The following is a 19,125-nucleotide window of genomic DNA, read 5'->3' on the forward strand; positions in this document are numbered from 1 at the left end:
ACAGTCACGTCGCCGCCAAATACCGTTTCGATCCACGCCCCCGTGTGGGGGCGACACCGCCGCGCCTATCGTCGCCACATGGCGGCTCTGGTTTCGATCCACGCCCCCGTGTGGGGGCGACCCTGCTTTATCAGTGCCTGCCCTGTCGTGCCTCCGGTTTCGATCCACGCCCCCGTGTGGGGGCGACCGCCTCGCCCATCTCGCCGAAGCGCGAGCCCTTGGCGTTTCGATCCACGCCCCCGTGTGGGGGCGACGTGTTCAATACCGGCTATGGCCGTTCGTGGCGCGTTTCGATCCACGCCCCCGTGTGGGGGCGACGGCAGCGGTCGCGAGCGCCGGCCTGCTTACCGGAGTTTCGATCCACGCCCCCGTGTGGGGGCGACCAGTCGCCGACAAGATCATCACCCCCGCCACGATGTTTCGATCCACGCCCCCGTGTGGGGGCGACCCACGCGGATGGATGAGCGATTGCAGCTTACCGGCGTTTCGATCCACGCCCCCGTGTGGGGGCGACCATGGCGACAACCGGGAGCGCAAGAAGGTTCGGGTGGTTTCGATCCACGCCCCCGTGTGGGGGCGACCGTTCGCCGACGAGGCCTTCTACGCGGGCGACAAGTTTCGATCCACGCCCCCGTGTGGGGGCGACCCGGTCAGGTCCTTGGTGGTGCTAATCAGCGCGGGTTTCGATCCACGCCCCCGTGTGGGGGCGACCCCGCCAGAGCTTCGACGACTTCCGCAACCGCTTCATGTTTCGATCCACGCCCCCGTGTGGGGGCGACCGAGCGGCCTACATGATCAAGAGCCCGCCCGGCATGTTTCGATCCACGCCCCCGTGTGGGGGGCGACCGATCGGCTCTTGAACTATACGCAGCCGTAAAAAGCGGTTTCGATCCACGCCCCCGTGTGGGGGCGACCGTCTTCAGCGGCACCTGCGGACGGCCACAGTGTCCGTTTCGATCCACGCCCCCGTGTGGGGGCGACCGAGGCGCCGCTGATCGTGCCGGGCAGGGTGCGGTTGTTTCGATCCACGCCCCCGTGTGGGGGCGACCACTTCAAGAGCTTTCTGACGCGCGGCGATCACGAGTTTCGATCCACGCCCCCGTGTGGGGGCGACCGGCGGCGGCGGAGGCCGCGCTGCGTAAATTCGAGGTTTCGATCCACGCCCCCGTGTGGGGGCGACCGCGCGGCTGCGACGCGCGCCAATCCTTCGATCCTGTTTCGATCCACGCCCCCGTGTGGGGGCGACCGATTGGCCGCGGCACCGATCGCCGGGCCGGGGTGTTTCGATCCACGCCCCCGTGTGGGGGCGACCCAGCTGGTGCCAGGGCGACCGCTATATCAGCATGTTTCGATCCACGCCCCCGTGTGGGGGCGACCCACGCCCACGCAGATAGGCCGCGTTCTTCACGGTGTTTCGATCCACGCCCCCGTGTGGGGGCGACCTAGGTCGCGCTCAAAGGCCGCGCCGCTTCGCGCGTTTCGATCCACGCCCCCGTGTGGGGGCGACCGGCAGCACGCGGCGCTATCGGCAGGCAGGGGGCAAGTTTCGATCCACGCCCCCGTGTGGGGGCGACCGCCCGGCTGTATCGCGATACGCCGCCGACCGACGTTTCGATCCACGCCCCCGTGTGGGGGCGACCCGCGCGAGTTACGCGCGCGCGGCAATGGAACGCTGGTTTCGATCCACGCCCCCGTGTGGGGGCGACCTTTCCTCGACCGCTTGAATTTCGCGGAAGATGATGTTTCGATCCACGCCCCCGTGTGGGGGCGACCATAGGAGGCCGACCAAATGAGCGCATTTATACTTGTTTCGATCCACGCCCCCGTGTGGGGGCGACCATGCTGTCGCCAAGTTCTATTGGGGGCTCCGGGAAGTTTCGATCCACGCCCCCGTGTGGGGGCGACCACGAGACTTTTTCGGGGTGGACCGAAGGGGTGTTCGTTTCGATCCACGCCCCCGTGTGGGGGCGACCGCCTGTAATCCCGGACCCGTTCTTCTCAATCAGAGTTTCGATCCACGCCCCCGTGTGGGGGCGACCGCGCGCAGGGCGTCGAGGACATCGGGCGAGAGGCGGTTTCGATCCACGCCCCCGTGTGGGGGCGACCCGGCGGGCAGGCGCTGGCGAGCGTCATCAAGGCATGGTTTCGATCCACGCCCCCGTGTGGGGGCGACCGCGGTATCGCTGGATACTGTAGTCTGACTGCACTCGTTTCGATCCACGCCCCCGTGTGGGGGCGACCCACGCCTCTCCGCTTCCTGCACGAGACGATCGAGTTTCGATCCACGCCCCCGTGTGGGGGCGACCCGCCTGCCGCACCGCCGCCTCGCTGCCGTCCGTGATGTTTCGATCCACGCCCCCGTGTGGGGGCGACCAGGGCATCTTCAACTTCGAGGCGCTCGATCTGCCGGTTTCGATCCACGCCCCCGTGTGGGGGCGACCATCATCGTCCACCGGCGGCGTGACGCCAGCGAGGTTTCGATCCACGCCCCCGTGTGGGGGCGACCTCGCTGACCGCGTGAGCCGAAACGAACGGATCGAGTTTCGATCCACGCCCCCGTGTGGGGGCGACCGCGCCATTACCGGCGCGAAGGCGCCATTCGGCATCGTTTCGATCCACGCCCCCGTGTGGGGGCGACCCGAGCGTCTGCTTTGAGCCCCAGGCGAACTGCCAGTTTCGATCCACGCCCCCGTGTGGGGGCGACCACGGCAAACCCAGCTGGAGGACAGCCTGATAGAGTTTCGATCCACGCCCCCGTGTGGGGGCGACCGTTCATGGCGGTCGAGCGCCTAACCGGGCTGGGAGTTTCGATCCACGCCCCCGTGTGGGGGCGACCCGCGGCGGCGAGGCGATGCTGGCCGTCGACGACGTTTCGATCCACGCCCCCGTGTGGGGGCGACCGCGGGAGCAAAAGCGCGCTCTTTTGCTGGCAGAGTTTCGATCCACGCCCCCGTGTGGGGGCGACCAGCCGGTGAGCGAGACGGGCAGCGCCGCGTTGGGTTTCGATCCACGCCCCCGTGTGGGGGCGACCCACATAGACGAGGCCGTTATCGGCGCGCACCGCGTTTCGATCCACGCCCCCGTGTGGGGGCGACCTCCGCCGCCTTCATGGGGTCGAGATCACCCGAGCGTTTCGATCCACGCCCCCGTGTGGGGGCGACCTCGCCGCGTTCGGTAACGCCGCCGTAAATGCGCTGTTTCGATCCACGCCCCCGTGTGGGGGCGACCGGCGGGGCCGTGGAACGCGGCCGAGTATCGCGCGTTTCGATCCACGCCCCCGTGTGGGGGCGACCATATGTCTACGAAAAGGAGTTCCGGCTCAAAACGTTTCGATCCACGCCCCCGTGTGGGGGCGACCCCTATCAGACATCGAGCTGGCCTGCCGTGGGGTGGTTTCGATCCACGCCCCCGTGTGGGGGCGACCCTCGTTTCCAATTCTGCCGATGTCTTCACTCGGGTTTCGATCCACGCCCCCGTGTGGGGGCGACCAGGGCGCCGAATACCTCGCGCTGCTCGCAAACCGTTTCGATCCACGCCCCCGTGTGGGGGCGACCCTGCCGATCTTCGATCCATCGGGCATCAATGCCCGTTTCGATCCACGCCCCCGTGTGGGGGCGACCGTTTTTGGAAGCCCGACAGGGATACCCATGAGTGTTTCGATCCACGCCCCCGTGTGGGGGCGACCCTCCTCTATCTATCGTCCTGTCTTGGGGTGGTGGGGTTTCGATCCACGCCCCCGTGTGGGGGCGACCAGGGCGCGGCGGCGACGGCAAATCGACCGCAATGTTTCGATCCACGCCCCCGTGTGGGGGCGACCTACCGGGGCAGCTCAGATCATCGAGAGCAACTGGTTTCGATCCACGCCCCCGTGTGGGGGCGACCGCCGTCGATCAGCATGTCGCCCGAAGTGGTGACGTTTCGATCCACGCCCCCGTGTGGGGGCGACCACGGCCGTCGGAGCGCGTGATGGCCGGATTGATGTTTCGATCCACGCCCCCGTGTGGGGGCGACCCGGGTTCGCTTTCCTCGCTCGCATCCTCAAGCAGTTTCGATCCACGCCCCCGTGTGGGGGCGACCGCCACCCCGATGATGACCGACCGACCGCCATTGAAGTTTCGATCCACGCCCCCGTGTGGGGGCGACCGGGGTGGGCTGTAACACCCAGAGCAACAACAGAAAATATACGTCATTGCGCGATGCGGCTTCAAAATCATCAATGGGTGCCTGACCGTGCCGACGAAGATTCTGGAGGTCTTTGACAATCCGCCGAAAAGTTCGCGCGCGAACCCTATGGGGTCCGGCTGCCCGCTTGGGGTTCGCGCCGGGCCGAACGATCAGAAGAGGAGCGGGCCATCCAGATCGAGGGCAGGTTTCGCGCCGACATGCTCGATCCGGCGCTTTCCATCCGCACCCAGACGATAAAAACGCAGGCTGTCGCGTTCAACGTCTATCTCTGACAGGAGACGGGCTCGCAGCATGGCCCACATCGCCGGATCGACTTCGCATTCGAAGACCGAATTCTGCACGCGCTGGCCATGGTCGAGGCAGGCGCGGGCCACGCGGCGCAGGCGGCGGCGACCGGCGGCATCCTCAGTCGAGACGTCATAGGTGACAAGCATCAGCATCCGCTATTTCCATATGAAGCCAGGATAGCCGTCGATATCCCCACGCAGATGCCGGGCGAGCAGCAGCGCCTGAACGTGCGGCACAAGGCCGAGCGGCATGGTTTCGCCCAGAAAGGGGTGGCGCAATTCGTCCTTTTTGCGTTCCTGCCACGCGGTTAGCACGCGCTTGCGCGGTTCCTCCTTTAACGAGACGGCACCGCCTTCGTCGACTTTGAAATCGCCCGCCTCTATTTGCCGCCGATTGACAAGGCTTAGCGCCAGGCGATCGGCCAGCACCGGGCGCAGTTCCTCCATCAGGTCAAGCGCAAGGCTGGCGCGGCCCGGACGATCGGCATGGAGGAAGCCGATCTGAGGATCGAGACCCACGCCCTCCGCCGCAGACCGGCAATCATGTCCAAGCATAGCATAAAGAAAGGAGAGAAGCGCGTTCATCCGATCGAGCGGGGGACGGCGTGAACGCGTGGTGAAGGCGAATTCGGTCGCGGGCACGCGGCGGAGAAAATCGAAAACGGCGAAATATTGCTGCGCACCCTCGCCCTCGGCACCGCGCAGCTTGTCCACATCGTCCAGCATCACCGCATGGCAGCCGATACGATCGATGCGGCGCTCGGCCATGTTTATCGCGGTTCGCGCGGATTCGTCCATGCCGCTGCCATGGTCGCGCAGCGCCCGCCGCAGCACGGTGCGCTGATTGGCTAGCTTGGCCGTTACCATTCCGCGCACAATCGCGGCGGAGCGCACCGGATCGTCCGCAATCCGATGCTGGGTGCGGCGCAGCAGGACATTGCCGCTGCGCGGTCCTTCGACCCGGGCGAGGAAGCGGCCAGTCGGCGTGAGGAAAGACATCGCGATCCCAGTTTCGGCGCAGGCGGCCATCAGGGCCGGGCTTGCCCCGGCGCGGGCGAAACACACGATGCCGCCAATCATATGGAGCGGCGCGCGTCCGCGTTCCTCGCCGTCCACCTCCACCACGACATTCTGGCCGTCCTTACGCAGCCAACCTCCTTCGCTGGTCACATAGATGGTGTTGAGGTGGCGGCGCATCAGGCCCCGATCTGGCGTTCGAGCCAGCGACGGACGCTGGGCGGTTGCTGAAACGTTGCAGGGCGGCACAGATCGGCCAGCGAACAGCGCGTACAGCCTTTGAAGGGGACGGGCGGCGGGGTGCGGCGCGCAGCGAACATGGCGCGCGTTTCTTGCACGATGCGCAGCGTCAGCGCGCGCAAGTCGTCGTCAAAGGAAACGGCCCTTCGTCGCCGCACCTCGCCGTAAAACAGCGCACCTTCGGGAACGGCGTGGCCGAACATCGCTTCGAGGCAGAGGCCCTGCGCGCAAAGCTGTACCTCGTCTGCGCGGTGCGCTTTGGGCTTGCCGCGCTTATATTCGACCGGGAAGGGACGCGCCGCCGCACCGCGCCCGTGAAACTCCACCACATCGGCGACGCCGATCAGGCCCAGCTCGGGCGCGCGGATCGGCAGCGATCGCACGAGGCGCACATCGCGTCTTCGATCGCCACCGCCCTTGTCCACTCTGTCGTGCAGAATGCGGCCTTCGGCGGTGGCACCGTCCTCCGCCCATTGCCGCTCGACATGGATTAGCGCGCATTGGCGCGGGCAGAACAGATAATGCTGGAGCGCGGATACGGGAATAAGGACATCGTCGTACCTATCGTCTGTGGCAGCGCTCACCTCAGCACGGTTCCAGTATCTCGATCCCGTCGGGCAGACCGTCGCGCTCAATCCGCACGGCATAATCGCTCCAGCTTCGCGCGGCGGGCCAGTTGTCGGTGCTGTTGTGATAGGCATCGCTGCCGATCTCATGGGCAATCCCCTGATACACACGGTCGACCTTCACCCGATCAAACAGCGCCTGTGCCTGAGCATTGCCGAGCGCGGAAGCGTGACGGAAGACGATCAGCTTACGGCTCGCCATCTGTCCGCGCGCGGCGGAGCGATCGTGCTCGAACATGTTGCAAAGCGCGTCCCAGAGGAGGTCGAGATCGGCTTCGGAAAAACCCGTGCCCTTCGTGTCGTGCGAAGCGAGCGGCGCGGAAACGAAGCCGTGCACGCGATAGGCACCATAGGGTACGATATGCTTGCGGCCCATGGTGCGACCGCCCTTGGCCTCGGCATCCGCCTCCGTCGTTGCCGCCATGCGAGTGATCGAGATTTCGAGCGGCAGGATGCGTTCGAGCGAACGGGAGAAGGCGATCTGTACCGGGCCGCGGACCTGTCCCGCATTGACGCCTGTCGTCATCACCGCGCCGAATGTGCGAATGTCCCAGAAATTCGCGCACATCCACCGCGTCAACTCGCGCGATTTCTGCTGGTCCTTGGGCAGCTTCTTATACTCTTCGCTTTTGTCGACCGGCGGCATCACTGCTTCCCAGGCGCGCTTGTGCTGGTTGTTGAGCGTGGCGCCCTCGCTCATGTAGATTTCGTGGCCTTGCGCCAGAATGTCCCCGACTTCGGCCTTCAGCGCGACGTAATTGCGGATCTTGCGCTTCAACGCGACATCGGAAACCAGACCTAGATTGGTTTCGGGATCGATCCTCGGCAGATTGCCGGCGTCTGGGTCGCCGTTGGGGTTTCCGTCCTGCACGTCGAAGAACAGCACGAATTCGTGGCGGTGGGTCACGGCTGGGCTGTCGCTCATTATTCACTGTCCCCTTCATTGTCGGTGGCGTTCGCCTCGGCCTCGGCGAGACTGATCTCGTCCCCCTTGTCGCTTTTCAGCTTGGCGCTTCGCTGGTGGTAATAGCCGATGGCGAATTCGGCCTGATCCTCCAGCGGCAGTGCGCGCGGCAGGGTGTGGGGAAGGCCGGGTTCGATCGTATCCATGATCGATTCCAGCTCGCGTTCGATCAGGAATGCCCATCCGGGGCTGGTTTTTCGGGCCTTGGCAAGGTGATTCTGCCCGTTCGAGATCACCAGCGGGAAGATGCTGGCAGGCGTTGCACTGGCACCGCCGAAAAATTTGTCCCGCATCGTGGCGTTGACGCCGCGCCCCAGCGCCGCGATCTGCGCCAGTTCGTACACCGCGAACAGGCGGCCGAGCAGATAGCCCGGATTTGCATGCGTTCGATCGAGCGCCATCGGCACCTCCCTTTCCCTGAAACCCAGTCGATATTCGCGGTGCAGCACGCCGCGGCAGGCCGCTGCGTGCCAGCCGAAGGACGGATCGTCGCCCGCGCGCAGCCGGATGAGGATCGCCGACAGCCAGCTGCGCGGATAGGGGCGACCGGTGAGTACGGAGCGCATCACCTCACCGGCCAGTTGATTGGGGATATTCTCGAACTTGCCCTGTAGCGCGGTGGTGCGCGCGAGCAGCAGCGAGACCGACGGAGCCTTCCACCCCGAAGGCAGGGGCTTGATGGTAAGGTCGCGATGATGATCGGCAAGGCGTCGCGCAAAGCGCTCGAAATCGCCTTCCTCCCAGAAGCGTACCGAAAGCCGCGCGGCATTGGGCGAAAGGCCGAGAACGTGGAATTTCGTGCCCTTCGCTATCGCCGGCCGAACATCCGAGATCGGACGGCCCGCCGCGACCGCCTCCAGCTCCACGCGCAGCTTCTCCGCCTCCTCGGCATCGGTGATCCCCTCGATGGGACCGGCAAACCAGGCTTCCGCCGCCGCCGCCGCTTCCGCGCTGTCTTCGGTCTCCGCCTCGCCAGCATCGGCCCAGAAGACGGTGGTGGCGTCGCCAATCGGCTGGCTGACGCGGTTCACGCTGTCCCGCGCCAGCATCGCGTTCAGCGCGCCGCCATAGCGCGCCGCCGCTTCTTGGGAGGTGGGGGCGTTGGCGCCCTGGATCTGTCCGTAGGAGGTGAAGGCGTCGAGGTTGAAGGAGACGAGCGCCGCGCCAGAGCTTTGCGCATCGCGCACGCCTTTGATCGCCGGATGCAGCCGTTCGAGCGTTCCCTGACGACCGGTGACGAGGCACATCACCGTGTCCGATGTCGCGCCATCGGCCGCGAAGTGGTCGACCAGCCGAACCGCTTCGTCGCTTTCGTGGATATAGCCCGTCGTGCCGTCCAGCCGGAACATGATGTTGGCGTCCAGCATCTCATCGGTGAAGGGCGAGTCGTCGTCAAAGCGTTCGGGGCGCCAGTTTTCGAGGAAAGCGAGCAGCGCCTTGAGCCCCGCATCCGCAACCCCCGCCAGCCTCTCGCGATGAAGCGTGACGAACGCCTCATGCTCCTGCATCACGCGTTTGCCTGCGCCCGCGGTACGGCCAAGCGTGTAGGACGTCTTGTCCCACAGGAAATTGGGCGCGATGCCCGATGTGCGCTTCGGTCCGGCGGGCACGTTGAACTCGACCCGACGGGGCTTCCTGCCGCTATTGTCATGCAGATCGTTTACCGCGACCACCGATCCGTCGGCGCCAAGCACTATGCACCATCCGAAGCCCGCTTTCGTCCAGCCGGATGCTGCGGCACCCGCCATCCGGTCGTAATAGCGGTCGAGCGCCTGAAGTATCGTCACGACACCAGGTCCGCGCTGTTCCAGGCGGGCACCTCGATCACGCCATCTTCCATGCGCGCGTGGAAGAAGCGCGACGCGCTGCCATTTGCGAAATCGATATCATGGAGCATCCAGCCAAGGTCGCGCTCGCGCTCGGTAAAGGACGCATCGGGCGAGGGCAGCGGATCGCCTTCGGCAACCAATGCGAATTCGGCGGGAAACTCGCGGGTGCCGAGGCAGGGGCGGTGAAAGCACTGGCCGGAAGCGGCGCGGCGGTTGAACATCGAGATATGCTTGGCCGCCGTATCGCCCGGCCCGGCTTTCTCGGTCATCTCGAAATGGGCTTCGATCACATAGGCGACATCGACCAGCAGCATCGCGGCGCGTTGCTGCCGATCTTCGTCCACCGCGATCCCGAGCCCGCTCGTATCCTTGCGCTTCATCGCTCCAGAGGCGAGGCTGGCACTTGCCTTCGCCCCGACCTCATTGCGGCGGAACGACTGGAAGCGGATGGGCTTGAGCACATGGATGCGATCGACGTGCCAGCGGATCGCGGGTTTCCAGTGAATCGCTTCCAGAATGCCGCGTGCGGCAGATGGGGTGATGACGTCATAGCTGACGCGTTCGACCTTCATCTCCGGCCGGGTAAAGCAGGCGCGCTCCCCCCAGATATGCAGTCGTACGCCCATAGTCATCTCTTCCCCCCCCAGCATAGCCTAGTCAAAAGACGTCAATTGCCAAAAAGAAATTTCTCCGTTTCGGTCACTCTTCACAGGCTTCCATAAATTGGCCCCCGAGCAGAAGCTCGAGGGCCTTTTAACATGAAGCGACGCTTCACTTCCTAGGTTTCGATCCACGCGCTCGTATCGGGCGACTATGTTGGTTCTTCGGGTACCGCAGCGGTTTCACCGGAAAGCGTAAAGCGTAAAGCCCCCGCTGCCGACTGTTTCACTGTATCTTACCACGTTTGCCTCCACCTGCCTCGATGGTGAGCGTTACGGTAACGATACGGATGGTCAATTGGCGGAAGCGCCCAATCACTTCCTAGGAAGTAAGATAAATGCTCCTTGGAATTCAAACAATGAAATTGCTATCCGCCGACCGCCACGTCGGATCGTCCAGTCGAAGCCCGGTGTCCCGGTCGTACAGCGAACTGCTCTCCAGTACCACGAAGCGGTCGCCGTACAGGTCGGGCCGCACCGCCTGCACCGCGCCGGTCCCCAGCATCGCGGCGCGCACATTTGCGGGCACCGGCACCGTATATTGCTGCAGCTTGCGGGTGACGCCGGCGGGCGGGAGGGGAGCGTGCTCCAGGATGTTGATCGCCGTGCGGGCTTCGTCGTCCCAGGGAATGAGGACGGGTTCCATCGTTTCTTCAATCAGGCGAAAAGCGGCATCGATGGCGGCGAAGGGAAAGTCGAAGCTGCGTCCAGCCGCCGCGATCGCGGGCAGGGTCGCGAACCGCTCGCCGCGAAGCGTCGCGGCATCGAGTTGGTCGGCGCCTTTGCGGAAATAGAGCTCCTTGAAATATTCGCGAACCCCAACAAGGCCGAGCGGGTCCAGCCCCTGGCGCCGGACCCAACCGGTGGCTTCGGCAAAAAGTCGCAACGCGCGGGGCGTCGGGCGGTCGGCATGGTCGAAAACCACGGTACGGCCAAGCCGTCCGTTCAGCCTTCCTTCGCGATTGCAGCGGCCCGCTGATTGCGCAATCGAATCCAGTCCTGCCATCGCGCGCCAAACTTCGGGGAAGTCCACATCCACGCCTGCCTCGATCAGGCTGGTGCTAACCAGTCGGACCGGACGGTCGTGGCGCAGGTCGTTGCGAAGCTTCGCCAGCACCGCGCGCCGATGCTTCGCACACATCAGCGTGGTCAGGTGGCAGGCGCCGTCCGTCCCGGCGATAGCATCATATAACGCCTTCGCATGGGCGCGGCTGTTGACGATGCACAGCATTTGCGGCGCCTGCGCAAAGCCGGCCACAATATCTTCGTCCGTCACCTGAGCGCCCGCAACGGGCCACTCGATCTCCACACGTTTCAACACGCCGTAGAGCGCCTTCGGATCGGGGGCGAGTTCGCGCTCATCGTCGATGTCGAGCCCCGCCACACCCTTTGGCAATGCGCCGTCCTGGCGGCGTAGCGCCGGTTGGGTGGCGGTGCACAGGACCGGGCTGGCACCGTAATTGTTCGCCAGTTCCTCGATCGCGGCAAGGCAGGGGTGGAGGAGCCGGACGGGCAGGCTCTGCGCCTCGTCCAGTACTATGACGCTGTTCGCCAGGTTGTGCAGCTTGCGCGCCTTGCCGCGCTTTGCCGCGAACAGGCTTTCAAAAAACTGCACTGCGGTGGTGACAATCACCGGCGCATCCCAATTTTCAGAATCGCGCCGTAATTTGGCGAGGCCTGCGCGGCCTTCGTGTTCGACATCGTCCCCATCGGCGGGCGCGCTTCCGTCCCAGTCGAATGCACTATGGTGTTCGAGCACCGCATCCTCGCCCAACACGTCGCGGAATATCGCCGCGGTCTGTTCGATGATCGAGGTATAGGGGATGACATAGACGATTCGTCGCAGGCCGTGCAGTGCGGCATGTTCGATCGCGAAGCGCAGCGATGTCAGCGTCTTTCCGCCGCCGGTCGGCACGGTCAGTGTGAACAGGCCGGGGGGCAGCGCCGCCTTTCCAACAGCGTGGTCGAGAACCGTGGCGCGAATGCGGTTCACTGCGGTATCGTCAGAGCGCTTTGCTTCGGTCTTTTCGCGGACCAGTGCGAGATGATCGGGCGTCAGCACCCCGCCGCGTGGCGGCGGGTCGCGGCCTTCGACCCTGGCATAGAATCGTTCGGTGGCAATCGAATCGGCATCGACCAGGCAGGAGAACAGCATCCGCGTAAGAAACGCACGTTCGAAAAGCGGGCCATGGGCGTTCGGCTCGAACTGCCGTTTCGGCACCATGGCCGCCATATCAGGCAGGCCCTCAACATGGTTCTCCCAGCCTGAATAGTCCGGTAGTTCGCCCGCTTCGCTGAGGCGCTGTTCCAGCGTCGAACGGCCATAGTCATTATGCCCGGCCCCGTTGGCGAGCCCGGCATGGTGCCCCGCCACAGCAAAGGCGATCATCTTGCTCAGCGGATGAGGAAATAGCCGTATCGCCTCTATCGCGCCCGCTGTGCTGTGGTTCGGGCTTGGCCCCTTGCCAGCGATATAGTCCTGATACTCGGTGGAGGCCTTTCCGATATCGTGGAGAAGGCCGCTCGCGACCGCCGGTCCGGAAGCGCCGAAGATACCGGCAAATTCTCCGGCCAGCGCACCGACCGCCGACAGATGATCCGCGAGCGGCTCCCAATTGACACAATCTGGAGCGCCTTCAATCGAATGGGCGAAGAAGTGGTTTTTCTGGTCGCTGATATTCAGGTGCTTTATCCCGCCTATACCCTGGGCAGAAGCTTATAGCCCGTTGCACTGGGCCATGAAATCTTTGCTGCGCCTCTTCTGGAAAGAGTTGAAGCGTTCCTCTCCCTATCAAGCTACCTTCATCGGCGAATATCTGAATATACGACTGCTTTTGGCGCGCTAATTCGAAGCTGGGAATGTCAGCTACGTTGGCGGCGGCGGCCATTCCGTTCATGCGACAGCCCGTCCGCTTTTAGCGTATCGGCGGTGAGGGGTGAATGATCGGATTTTCGGGCGCGAATCAGACGGTCGTTAATCCGCTCCGCGGCAGCAGGACCGGAAGGGATCACTCCAGAACAATCCATGAAAATTCGCTGATTTCCGACCACGGTTTTGCAGTAAATTTGCAGTAAGTTGCAAATCCACGCAGGTTTCTTCGTGCCAAGTCATTGAAATTACTGGTGACCCCTACGGGACTCGAACCCGTGTTTTCGCCGTGAGAGGGCGACGTCCTAGACCGCTAGACGAAGGGGCCGCTGCTGCGGGAGCGGCGCGTTTACGAGCGAGCGGGGGATGCGTCAAGCGAATGCGTCAGGGCAGAAAGCGACGACGCCGGCCCGGACAGATCACGCCCGGCGCAAGCAATCCTTGCGGCGCGAACGCGCGTCGTCCAAAAGGCGCTCGAGGGGAAACCGGAGGCTTTCGTTGAACATCAGTCCCACCGAATTTGCGAGCCTTCTCTGCTCTCGCCTGTGCCATGATCTGCTCAGTCCGGTCGGCGCGCTCAACAACGGGCTCGAGCTGCTCGCGGATGAACATGACCCCGAAATGCGCGCGCGATGCCTTGAGCTGCTCGGCGAAAGCGCGCGCGCTTCGGCCAACAAGCTAAAATTCTTCCGTCTTGCTTTCGGCGCTGCCGGCGGATTCGGCGAAACTGTCGACACGCGCGAGGCGCATGCCGCGATCGAAGGACTGTTCGGCGACAATCAGCGCGTCCAGATCGGCTGGATGATCGAGGATTCGGTGTTGCCGAAACAGGCGATCAAGGTGCTGCTCAATCTGGCGTTGATCGCCGGCGATGCTCTGATTCGCGGCGGTCAGCTCGATATCGGTGCCGAAGTGGTCGGCGATCAGGTCGAAATCGTCGTGCGTGCCGACGGACCGCGCATCGTGCTCGACCCCGAACTGCGCGTCGCCCTGTCGGGCGGCTCGGACGAAGTCCCGGTGACACCGCGCGCCGCTGCTGCCTATCTGGTGCAGGCGCTGGTATCCGCGGGCAACGGGCAGCTTCAGGTTTCTCCGCCCGATGCGGAGTTTCTCTTGTTCGGCGCAGCTTTCCGCGTGGGATAACGAGGTCTTAACCACCCAGCGTACATGGTCGCCCGGCTTAAACGTGGGGCATCATGGACGACCTGCTGCAGGAATTCATCGCCGAGACGCGCGAGACGCTGGAAGCGCTCTCGGGTGAGATTGTCGCGTGGGAGGCTTCTCCCGGCGATCGCGCCCGGCTCGACGCCATTTTCCGGTTCGTGCATACGGTGAAGGGAAGCTGCGGGTTCCTCGACCTTCCGCGCCTGGGACGGCTGAGCCACGCCGCCGAGGATGTGCTCGACCAGGTGCGTCGCGGCGAACGTGCGCCCGATCGCGGGCTCGTCAACGCCGTTCTGGCAGTTGTCGACCGCATCGGTGAGATCGTCGAGGCAATCGATGGCGGACGCAGCCTCGACGACAGCGGCGAGGATATGCTCATTTCGGCGCTGGCCGAGGGGCTGGACGAAGTCGCGCAGCCGGCTGCCGCATCCGCGGCTGTCCGCGCGCCCAATCGCAGTGTTCGGCTGAACGTCGATCTGCTTGACCGGATGATGAGCGGCATGTCCGACATGGTGCTCGCACGCAATGAACTGGCGCGTCATTTGCGCGCGCATCAGATAGATCCGCAGATCGAAGCGGCGCTGGAACGGCTTTCGAATACCGTCGCTGAAATGCGCGATACAGTCACCCGCACGCGCATGCAGAAGATCGACGCGCTGTTTTCGGCGCTGCCGCGCATGGTGCGCGATACCGCCGCCGGGCTCGGAAAGTCGGTGATGCTGCAGATCGAAGGCTCCGACGTCGAACTCGACCGCGAGATGATCGAAGTACTGCGCGATCCGCTCGTCCACATGATGCGCAACGCGATCGATCACGGCATCGAAGCGCCGGCCGATCGGCGCAAGGCGGGAAAGCGCGAAAACGGGCGCCTCTATGTCGCCGCCCGTCAGTCGGGTAACCAGATCATCGTTGAAATCGCCGACGACGGGCGCGGTATCGACATCGATCGGCTGATCGCCAAGTTGGTGGCCGGCGGCCGCGACGAACGCGAATTGCGCAGTCTGTCCGACGCGACGAAGATGCAGCTGATCTTCGAGCCGGGTCTGTCGGCGCGCGACGAAGTAAGCGAGGTTTCGGGCCGCGGAGTCGGCATGGACGTGGTTCGCGCCGCGATCGAGCAGATCGGCGGACGCGTGGAAGTGGAGAACAGCCCCGGTCGCGGCGTACGCATTGCGCTGCACGTGCCGCTGACCTTGTCGATTATTTCGGCGATCGTGCTCGGTGTGGGCGATCAGCGTTTCGCAATCGCACGGCCCAACATCGAGGAAATCGTCGCCAATCGCGGTGAGGCGATCCGTATCGACACCGTCGGCAGCGCCCGGGTGGCGACGGTTCGCGACCGGCGGTTGCCGCTGATCGACCTGGCCGAACTGCTCGGCGTCGATGCCGTCGTCAATGATCAGCCGCGCATGCTTGCCATCGTGTCGATCGGTTCGGGCAGCTATGCACTGATGGTCGACAGTGTGCTCGATAATGAGGAACTGGTGATCAAGCCCGCCTCGCCGGCGGTCATGGCTACGGGTGTCTATGCCGGGCAGTCGTTGCCCGATAGCGGGTCGCCAATGCTGATGCTCGATCCCGCCGGTATCGCGCATGTTGCAGGACTGGAGTTCAATCGGGTCCTGGTCGCGGACGAAGCCGAACCAGTCGAGGACGCCGAGGAGGGCGGTCTGGAATCACTGCTTTTCCGCGATCTCGACGGTGCTGTACGGGCCGTGCCGCTTGAGGTGGTGGACCGTGTCGAGAAGATCGCTGCCGATCGGATTCGTTTCAGCGCCGGTCGGCTGCGCGTCACTATCGACGAACGGCTGCTGCCCATCGCCACGCAAGGCGAAGTGGGCGACCGCAGCGTCGTCAGCCTTCTGCGTCTGAAAGACGGCAGCGGAGAGGTCTCCTATGCCATCGACGACGCGCTCGACATCGTGATGCTGCGAGACATCCGGGCTTCGGACGCCGGTGGCGCCGCAACCGGCGTCGCCTTGTTCGAAGGCGAGCAGATCGAACTGCTCGACCCGTTCTGGGTCTTCGCCAATTTCGGCGAGGATAGCGATAGCGGCGGTGAGCCTGTGTGCCTGCTCAACGACGATGGCCAGGGATGGATGGCGGCCTTCCTGCGTCCGTTGCTCGAATCGGCGGGATATCGCGTCGCGCTGGCCGGGGAGCGGGACGTCGATCCGGCAGTTGTCCTCACCTTCGAGGACAGCGAGGCGAGTGCCGACAGCGAAGCGCCGGTCGTCCGGCTGCGTCGGCGCAAGACACGCTCGGGGGCCGACGACCGGACGATCTACCGCTACGATCGGGCCGCGCTGCTTTCGGCACTCGAAGCCCATCTGATCAGCCGGGGAGCGGCGTGATGACGGAACTCTATCTCATTGCCCAGGTCGCCGGACGGGCCGTCGCAATCGAATCCGACCAGGTGGAATCGGTGGTGGATATCGGCGAAGTAACCGCCGTGCCGCGCGCCACCAGCCATATACGGGGGCTTGCCGCACTGCGCAGCCGCGTCGTTACCGTTGTAGACACGCCGGCGGTTCTCGGGCTCGAATCTTCCTGCGGGACGCAGCAGCGGGCCGTCATCACGGTCCTGGACGGCCATCATTACGCCTTGCTGGTCGATGCGCTGGAAGATGTGGCGCCATTCGAGAAACAGGCAATCCTGACGGGAGGGCCGGCGCTGGACGCCAGCTGGCGCGCGGCGGGCACCGGCATCATCGAGCGCGATGGCGAGCCGATTCTGGCGATCGATCTGCATCGGCTCGTTCCGGGGCACGCACCGGCCAACCTGTCGGCACATTAACGCTGCGCTAAAGCATTTGGGGCACAAGGCGCGGCTTGGTACTGGAGTGGAGAACGGGGTTTATGAAGACGTGTCTGGTCGTCGATGATTCGAAGGTGATCCGCAAGGTTGCGCGTCACATCCTCGAAACCCTCCATTTCGAAGTGCGCGAGGCTGGCGACGGTCGCGAAGCGCTCGACAGCTGCATGACCGCGGCGCCCGACGTGATTCTACTCGACTGGAACATGCCGGTGATGAGCGGGATGGATTTTCTGCGCGCGCTGAAGGATTCGGGGCTTTCGCAAAAGCCCAAGGTCGTCTTCTGCACCACCGAGAACGGCATGGCCTATATTCGTGCCGCGATCGAAGCGGGTGCGGACGAATATGTGATGAAACCCTTTGACCGCGAAACGCTCGAGAGCAAGCTGCAGATCGTCGGCGTCGCCTGAGCCGCACGGAGAAGCGGCCGTGGCGCGTGCCTTCAAAATTAGGACCGACGACGCGACGGCGCTGCCCGCAGCCGCGCGCGTACTGATCGTTGACGATTCGGTGGTCGCGCGGACCGTTCTCGCGCGGATGCTCGAATCGAGCGGGAAGTTCGTCGTGGCAAATGCGGTTGGCAATGTGCAGGCCGCGCTGGGATTTCTCGAGACCCAACAGGTCGATATCGTGTTGCTCGACATCGAAATGCCCGGTGTCGATGGATTGACGGCGCTGCCGGATGTGCTCGCGGCCAGCGGCGGCGCAAAGGTGTTGATCGTTTCCTCCACCTGCGATGATGGTGCCGCCGCGACGATCCAGGCCCTGGCACTCGGCGCTGCCGATACGCTGGTCAAACCCGGCATCGGCGCATTCGCCGGCAAATTTTCGGAAGTACTGCACGAGAAGGTGAAGCGCCTGCTCGACGCGCCCGCCGAAGCTTCGGGGGCGATGCGGGGCAACCTTGCCGCCTGCAAGGTTGCGGACGATTTCGATGTCGTGGCGATCGGCGCCTCGACGGGCGGCATCCACGCGCTCAGCCAGTTGCTGCGAGAAGTTCCGCCTGATTTTCAGGTGCCGATTCTGATCACGCAGCATCTTCCCGGCTCGTTCATGAGCTACTTCGCCACGCAGCTCGCGGTCCTCGCGGGGCGGCCTTGCGAAGTGGCGACGGATTGCATGCGGATCCGCCCCGGGCGACTGATCGTGGCGCCGGGGGACGCGCATCTGCGCTGCGTGCGCATGTCCGACGGCACCGCGATCCGGTTGAGCCATGACAGGGTCGCCAATGGCTGCATGCCGTCAGTCGATCCGATGCTGGCATCGGTGGCGCAGACCTATGGCGCGCGGGCGCTGGCCATTGTGCTGAGCGGCATGGGACGCGACGGCAGCGAAGGCGCGCGTGCGATCGTGCAGGCGGGCGGAAGCGTCGTCGTGCAGGATCGCGAAAGCTCGGTCGTGTGGGGCATGCCCGGCAGCGTGTTCAATGCCGGCCAGGCGAGCGCGGCACTGTCCCCGAGCGATATCGGCAGGTTGATCGCCAGCCGCAAGCGGCCGTCATGATGCACGCGCAGCCTGTCGCCGCCGCATCGAGCGGCGCAATGAACATGATCGCGGCGCTGCTGGAACAGCGCACGGGCCAGCAGATCGCGGCCAACCGCGCCTGGCGGATCGAAACGGCGGTGAAGCCGATCCTGCGCGAACTGAACCTCGAGACCCTGGATCAACTGGTGTCGATGCTGATCACGGCGCGCGACTCGCAGATCGCCGACCGGCTCGTCGATGCGCTGCTGAATCAGGAAACATCGTTTTTCCGGGACGCCGCCGTGCTCGACACGGCGATAGCGGCGCTTGCCGACCTTCAGCAGGAGGCGCCCCAGCGCCGGCTGCGGATCTGGTCGGCTGGATGCGCGACCGGACAGGAGCCGCTCTCCCTCGCGATGCTCCTTTCCGAACAGGAGGCCGCAGGAAACTGGAATATTCCAGAGATTGTCGCGACGGATATATCCGTTTCCGCGCTCGAACGCGCGCGAACGGGCCGGTATTCCCAGTTCGAGATCCAGCGCGGCCTGCCGGTTCGCCGCATGATGCAATGGTTCGAAGGCAAGGACAGCGGCTGGACCGCGCGGCCCGAGCTGGTCCGCCGCATCCGTTTTCGACAACATAACCTCTCGATCGACCCGCCGCCGCCGGGCAGATTCGATATGATCCTCTGCCGCAACGTGATGCTGTATTTCTCGTTGTCGCTGCGCCGTCGCGTGTTCGAAACGCTCGCCGAGGCCCTGCGTCCGGGCGGTCTGCTCGTGCTCGGCGCCGGAGAAACTGTGATCGGTCAAACCGATGCATTCGTTCCGTCGCAGCGGTATCGCGGATTCTATGCGCGACTGGACAGCGAAGCCGCCCCGTCCGGCGGGACGCACGAGGCCGGATAACACTGCGCTTGCCCAACCGGCTTGCCATTCTCTAACGCAGGCTATCTCGGTCCCAAGGGGGTAGTCCGTGCAGGATGGGCTGAACATCATCGAAGCGC

Annotated in this window: 13 protein-coding genes, 1 tRNA gene and 1 CRISPR repeat array (1 of these 15 running past the window's edge); of the genes, 6 read left to right on the forward strand and 8 right to left on the reverse strand. The window is 64.5% G+C overall.

The window, feature by feature from the left end:
- Nucleotides 1-4,144: direct repeats of the CRISPR family, unit length 32 nt; unit sequence GTTTCGATCCACGCCCCCGTGTGGGGGCGACC (it extends 432 nt beyond the left edge of the window).
- A gap of 190 nt (nucleotides 4,145-4,334) precedes the next feature.
- The 8 genes from cas2 to G5C33_RS10975 form a co-directional block, all read right to left on the reverse strand.
- Nucleotides 4,335-4,625, reverse strand: a complete 291-nt coding sequence (cas2, locus tag G5C33_RS10940; protein ID WP_165327243.1) for a CRISPR-associated endonuclease Cas2 — start codon at nucleotides 4,623-4,625, stop codon at nucleotides 4,335-4,337.
- A 3-nt stretch (nucleotides 4,626-4,628) separates the two neighbouring features.
- The gene (gene cas1c / locus G5C33_RS10945; RefSeq protein WP_165327244.1) at nucleotides 4,629-5,669 is read right to left on the reverse strand and encodes a type I-C CRISPR-associated endonuclease Cas1c; all 1,041 of its coding nucleotides are present in this window, start codon (nucleotides 5,667-5,669) and stop codon (nucleotides 4,629-4,631) included.
- The gene (gene cas4 / locus G5C33_RS10950) at nucleotides 5,669-6,313 is read right to left on the reverse strand and encodes a CRISPR-associated protein Cas4 (protein WP_228275033.1); all 645 of its coding nucleotides are present in this window, start codon (nucleotides 6,311-6,313) and stop codon (nucleotides 5,669-5,671) included. Before cas4 ends, cas1c begins: the two co-directional genes overlap by 1 nt.
- Before the next feature lies 1 nt (nucleotide 6,314).
- Nucleotides 6,315-7,280: a type I-C CRISPR-associated protein Cas7/Csd2 gene (gene cas7c / locus G5C33_RS10955; protein WP_165327246.1), complete on the reverse strand. Its 966-nt coding sequence runs from the start codon at nucleotides 7,278-7,280 to the stop codon at nucleotides 6,315-6,317.
- Nucleotides 7,280-9,106: a type I-C CRISPR-associated protein Cas8c/Csd1 gene (gene cas8c / locus G5C33_RS10960; RefSeq protein ID WP_165327247.1), complete on the reverse strand. Its 1,827-nt coding sequence runs from the start codon at nucleotides 9,104-9,106 to the stop codon at nucleotides 7,280-7,282. The genes cas7c and cas8c overlap by 1 nt, the downstream gene beginning before the upstream one ends.
- The gene (gene cas5c, locus G5C33_RS10965; RefSeq protein WP_165327248.1) at nucleotides 9,103-9,774 is read right to left on the reverse strand and encodes a type I-C CRISPR-associated protein Cas5c; all 672 of its coding nucleotides are present in this window, start codon (nucleotides 9,772-9,774) and stop codon (nucleotides 9,103-9,105) included. Before cas5c ends, cas8c begins: the two co-directional genes overlap by 4 nt.
- Nucleotides 9,775-10,159: 385 nt before the next feature.
- The gene (locus G5C33_RS10970) at nucleotides 10,160-12,508 is read right to left on the reverse strand and encodes a CRISPR-associated endonuclease Cas3'' (RefSeq protein ID WP_407698083.1); all 2,349 of its coding nucleotides are present in this window, start codon (nucleotides 12,506-12,508) and stop codon (nucleotides 10,160-10,162) included.
- Between the two features lie 420 nt (nucleotides 12,509-12,928).
- A tRNA-Glu gene (locus G5C33_RS10975) sits at nucleotides 12,929-13,004 on the reverse strand.
- A gap of 170 nt (nucleotides 13,005-13,174) precedes the next feature.
- On the opposite strand from G5C33_RS10975, the gene G5C33_RS10980 reads away from it, so the two are divergent.
- The 6 genes from G5C33_RS10980 (at nucleotide 13,175) to G5C33_RS11005 (ending at nucleotide 19,027) form a co-directional block, all read left to right on the forward strand.
- On the forward strand, nucleotides 13,175-13,819 hold the full coding sequence (locus G5C33_RS10980) for a histidine phosphotransferase family protein (protein ID WP_165327249.1): 645 nt from the start codon (nucleotides 13,175-13,177) through the stop codon (nucleotides 13,817-13,819).
- Between the two features lie 53 nt (nucleotides 13,820-13,872).
- Nucleotides 13,873-16,194, forward strand: coding sequence for a chemotaxis protein CheA (locus tag G5C33_RS10985; RefSeq protein WP_165327250.1), 2,322 nt, complete (start codon nucleotides 13,873-13,875; stop codon nucleotides 16,192-16,194).
- Entirely contained in the window at nucleotides 16,194-16,637 is a 444-nt protein-coding gene (locus G5C33_RS10990) for a chemotaxis protein CheW (RefSeq protein ID WP_165327251.1), read from the forward strand. The genes G5C33_RS10985 and G5C33_RS10990 overlap by 1 nt, the downstream gene beginning before the upstream one ends.
- A 62-nt stretch (nucleotides 16,638-16,699) precedes the next feature.
- Nucleotides 16,700-17,065, forward strand: coding sequence for a response regulator (locus G5C33_RS10995; protein WP_165327252.1), 366 nt, complete (start codon nucleotides 16,700-16,702; stop codon nucleotides 17,063-17,065).
- 127 nt (nucleotides 17,066-17,192) lie between these two features.
- On the forward strand, nucleotides 17,193-18,158 hold the full coding sequence (locus tag G5C33_RS11000) for a chemotaxis protein CheB (RefSeq protein WP_407698084.1): 966 nt from the start codon (nucleotides 17,193-17,195) through the stop codon (nucleotides 18,156-18,158).
- Nucleotides 18,155-19,027, forward strand: a complete 873-nt coding sequence (locus tag G5C33_RS11005) for a CheR family methyltransferase (RefSeq protein ID WP_165327253.1) — start codon at nucleotides 18,155-18,157, stop codon at nucleotides 19,025-19,027. Before G5C33_RS11000 ends, G5C33_RS11005 begins: the two co-directional genes overlap by 4 nt.
- The last annotated feature ends 98 nt before the right edge of the window (nucleotides 19,028-19,125 follow it).

This window comes from Sphingosinithalassobacter tenebrarum (genome assembly GCF_011057975.1).
Classification (GTDB): Bacteria; Pseudomonadota; Alphaproteobacteria; order Sphingomonadales; family Sphingomonadaceae; genus Sphingomonas; species Sphingomonas tenebrarum.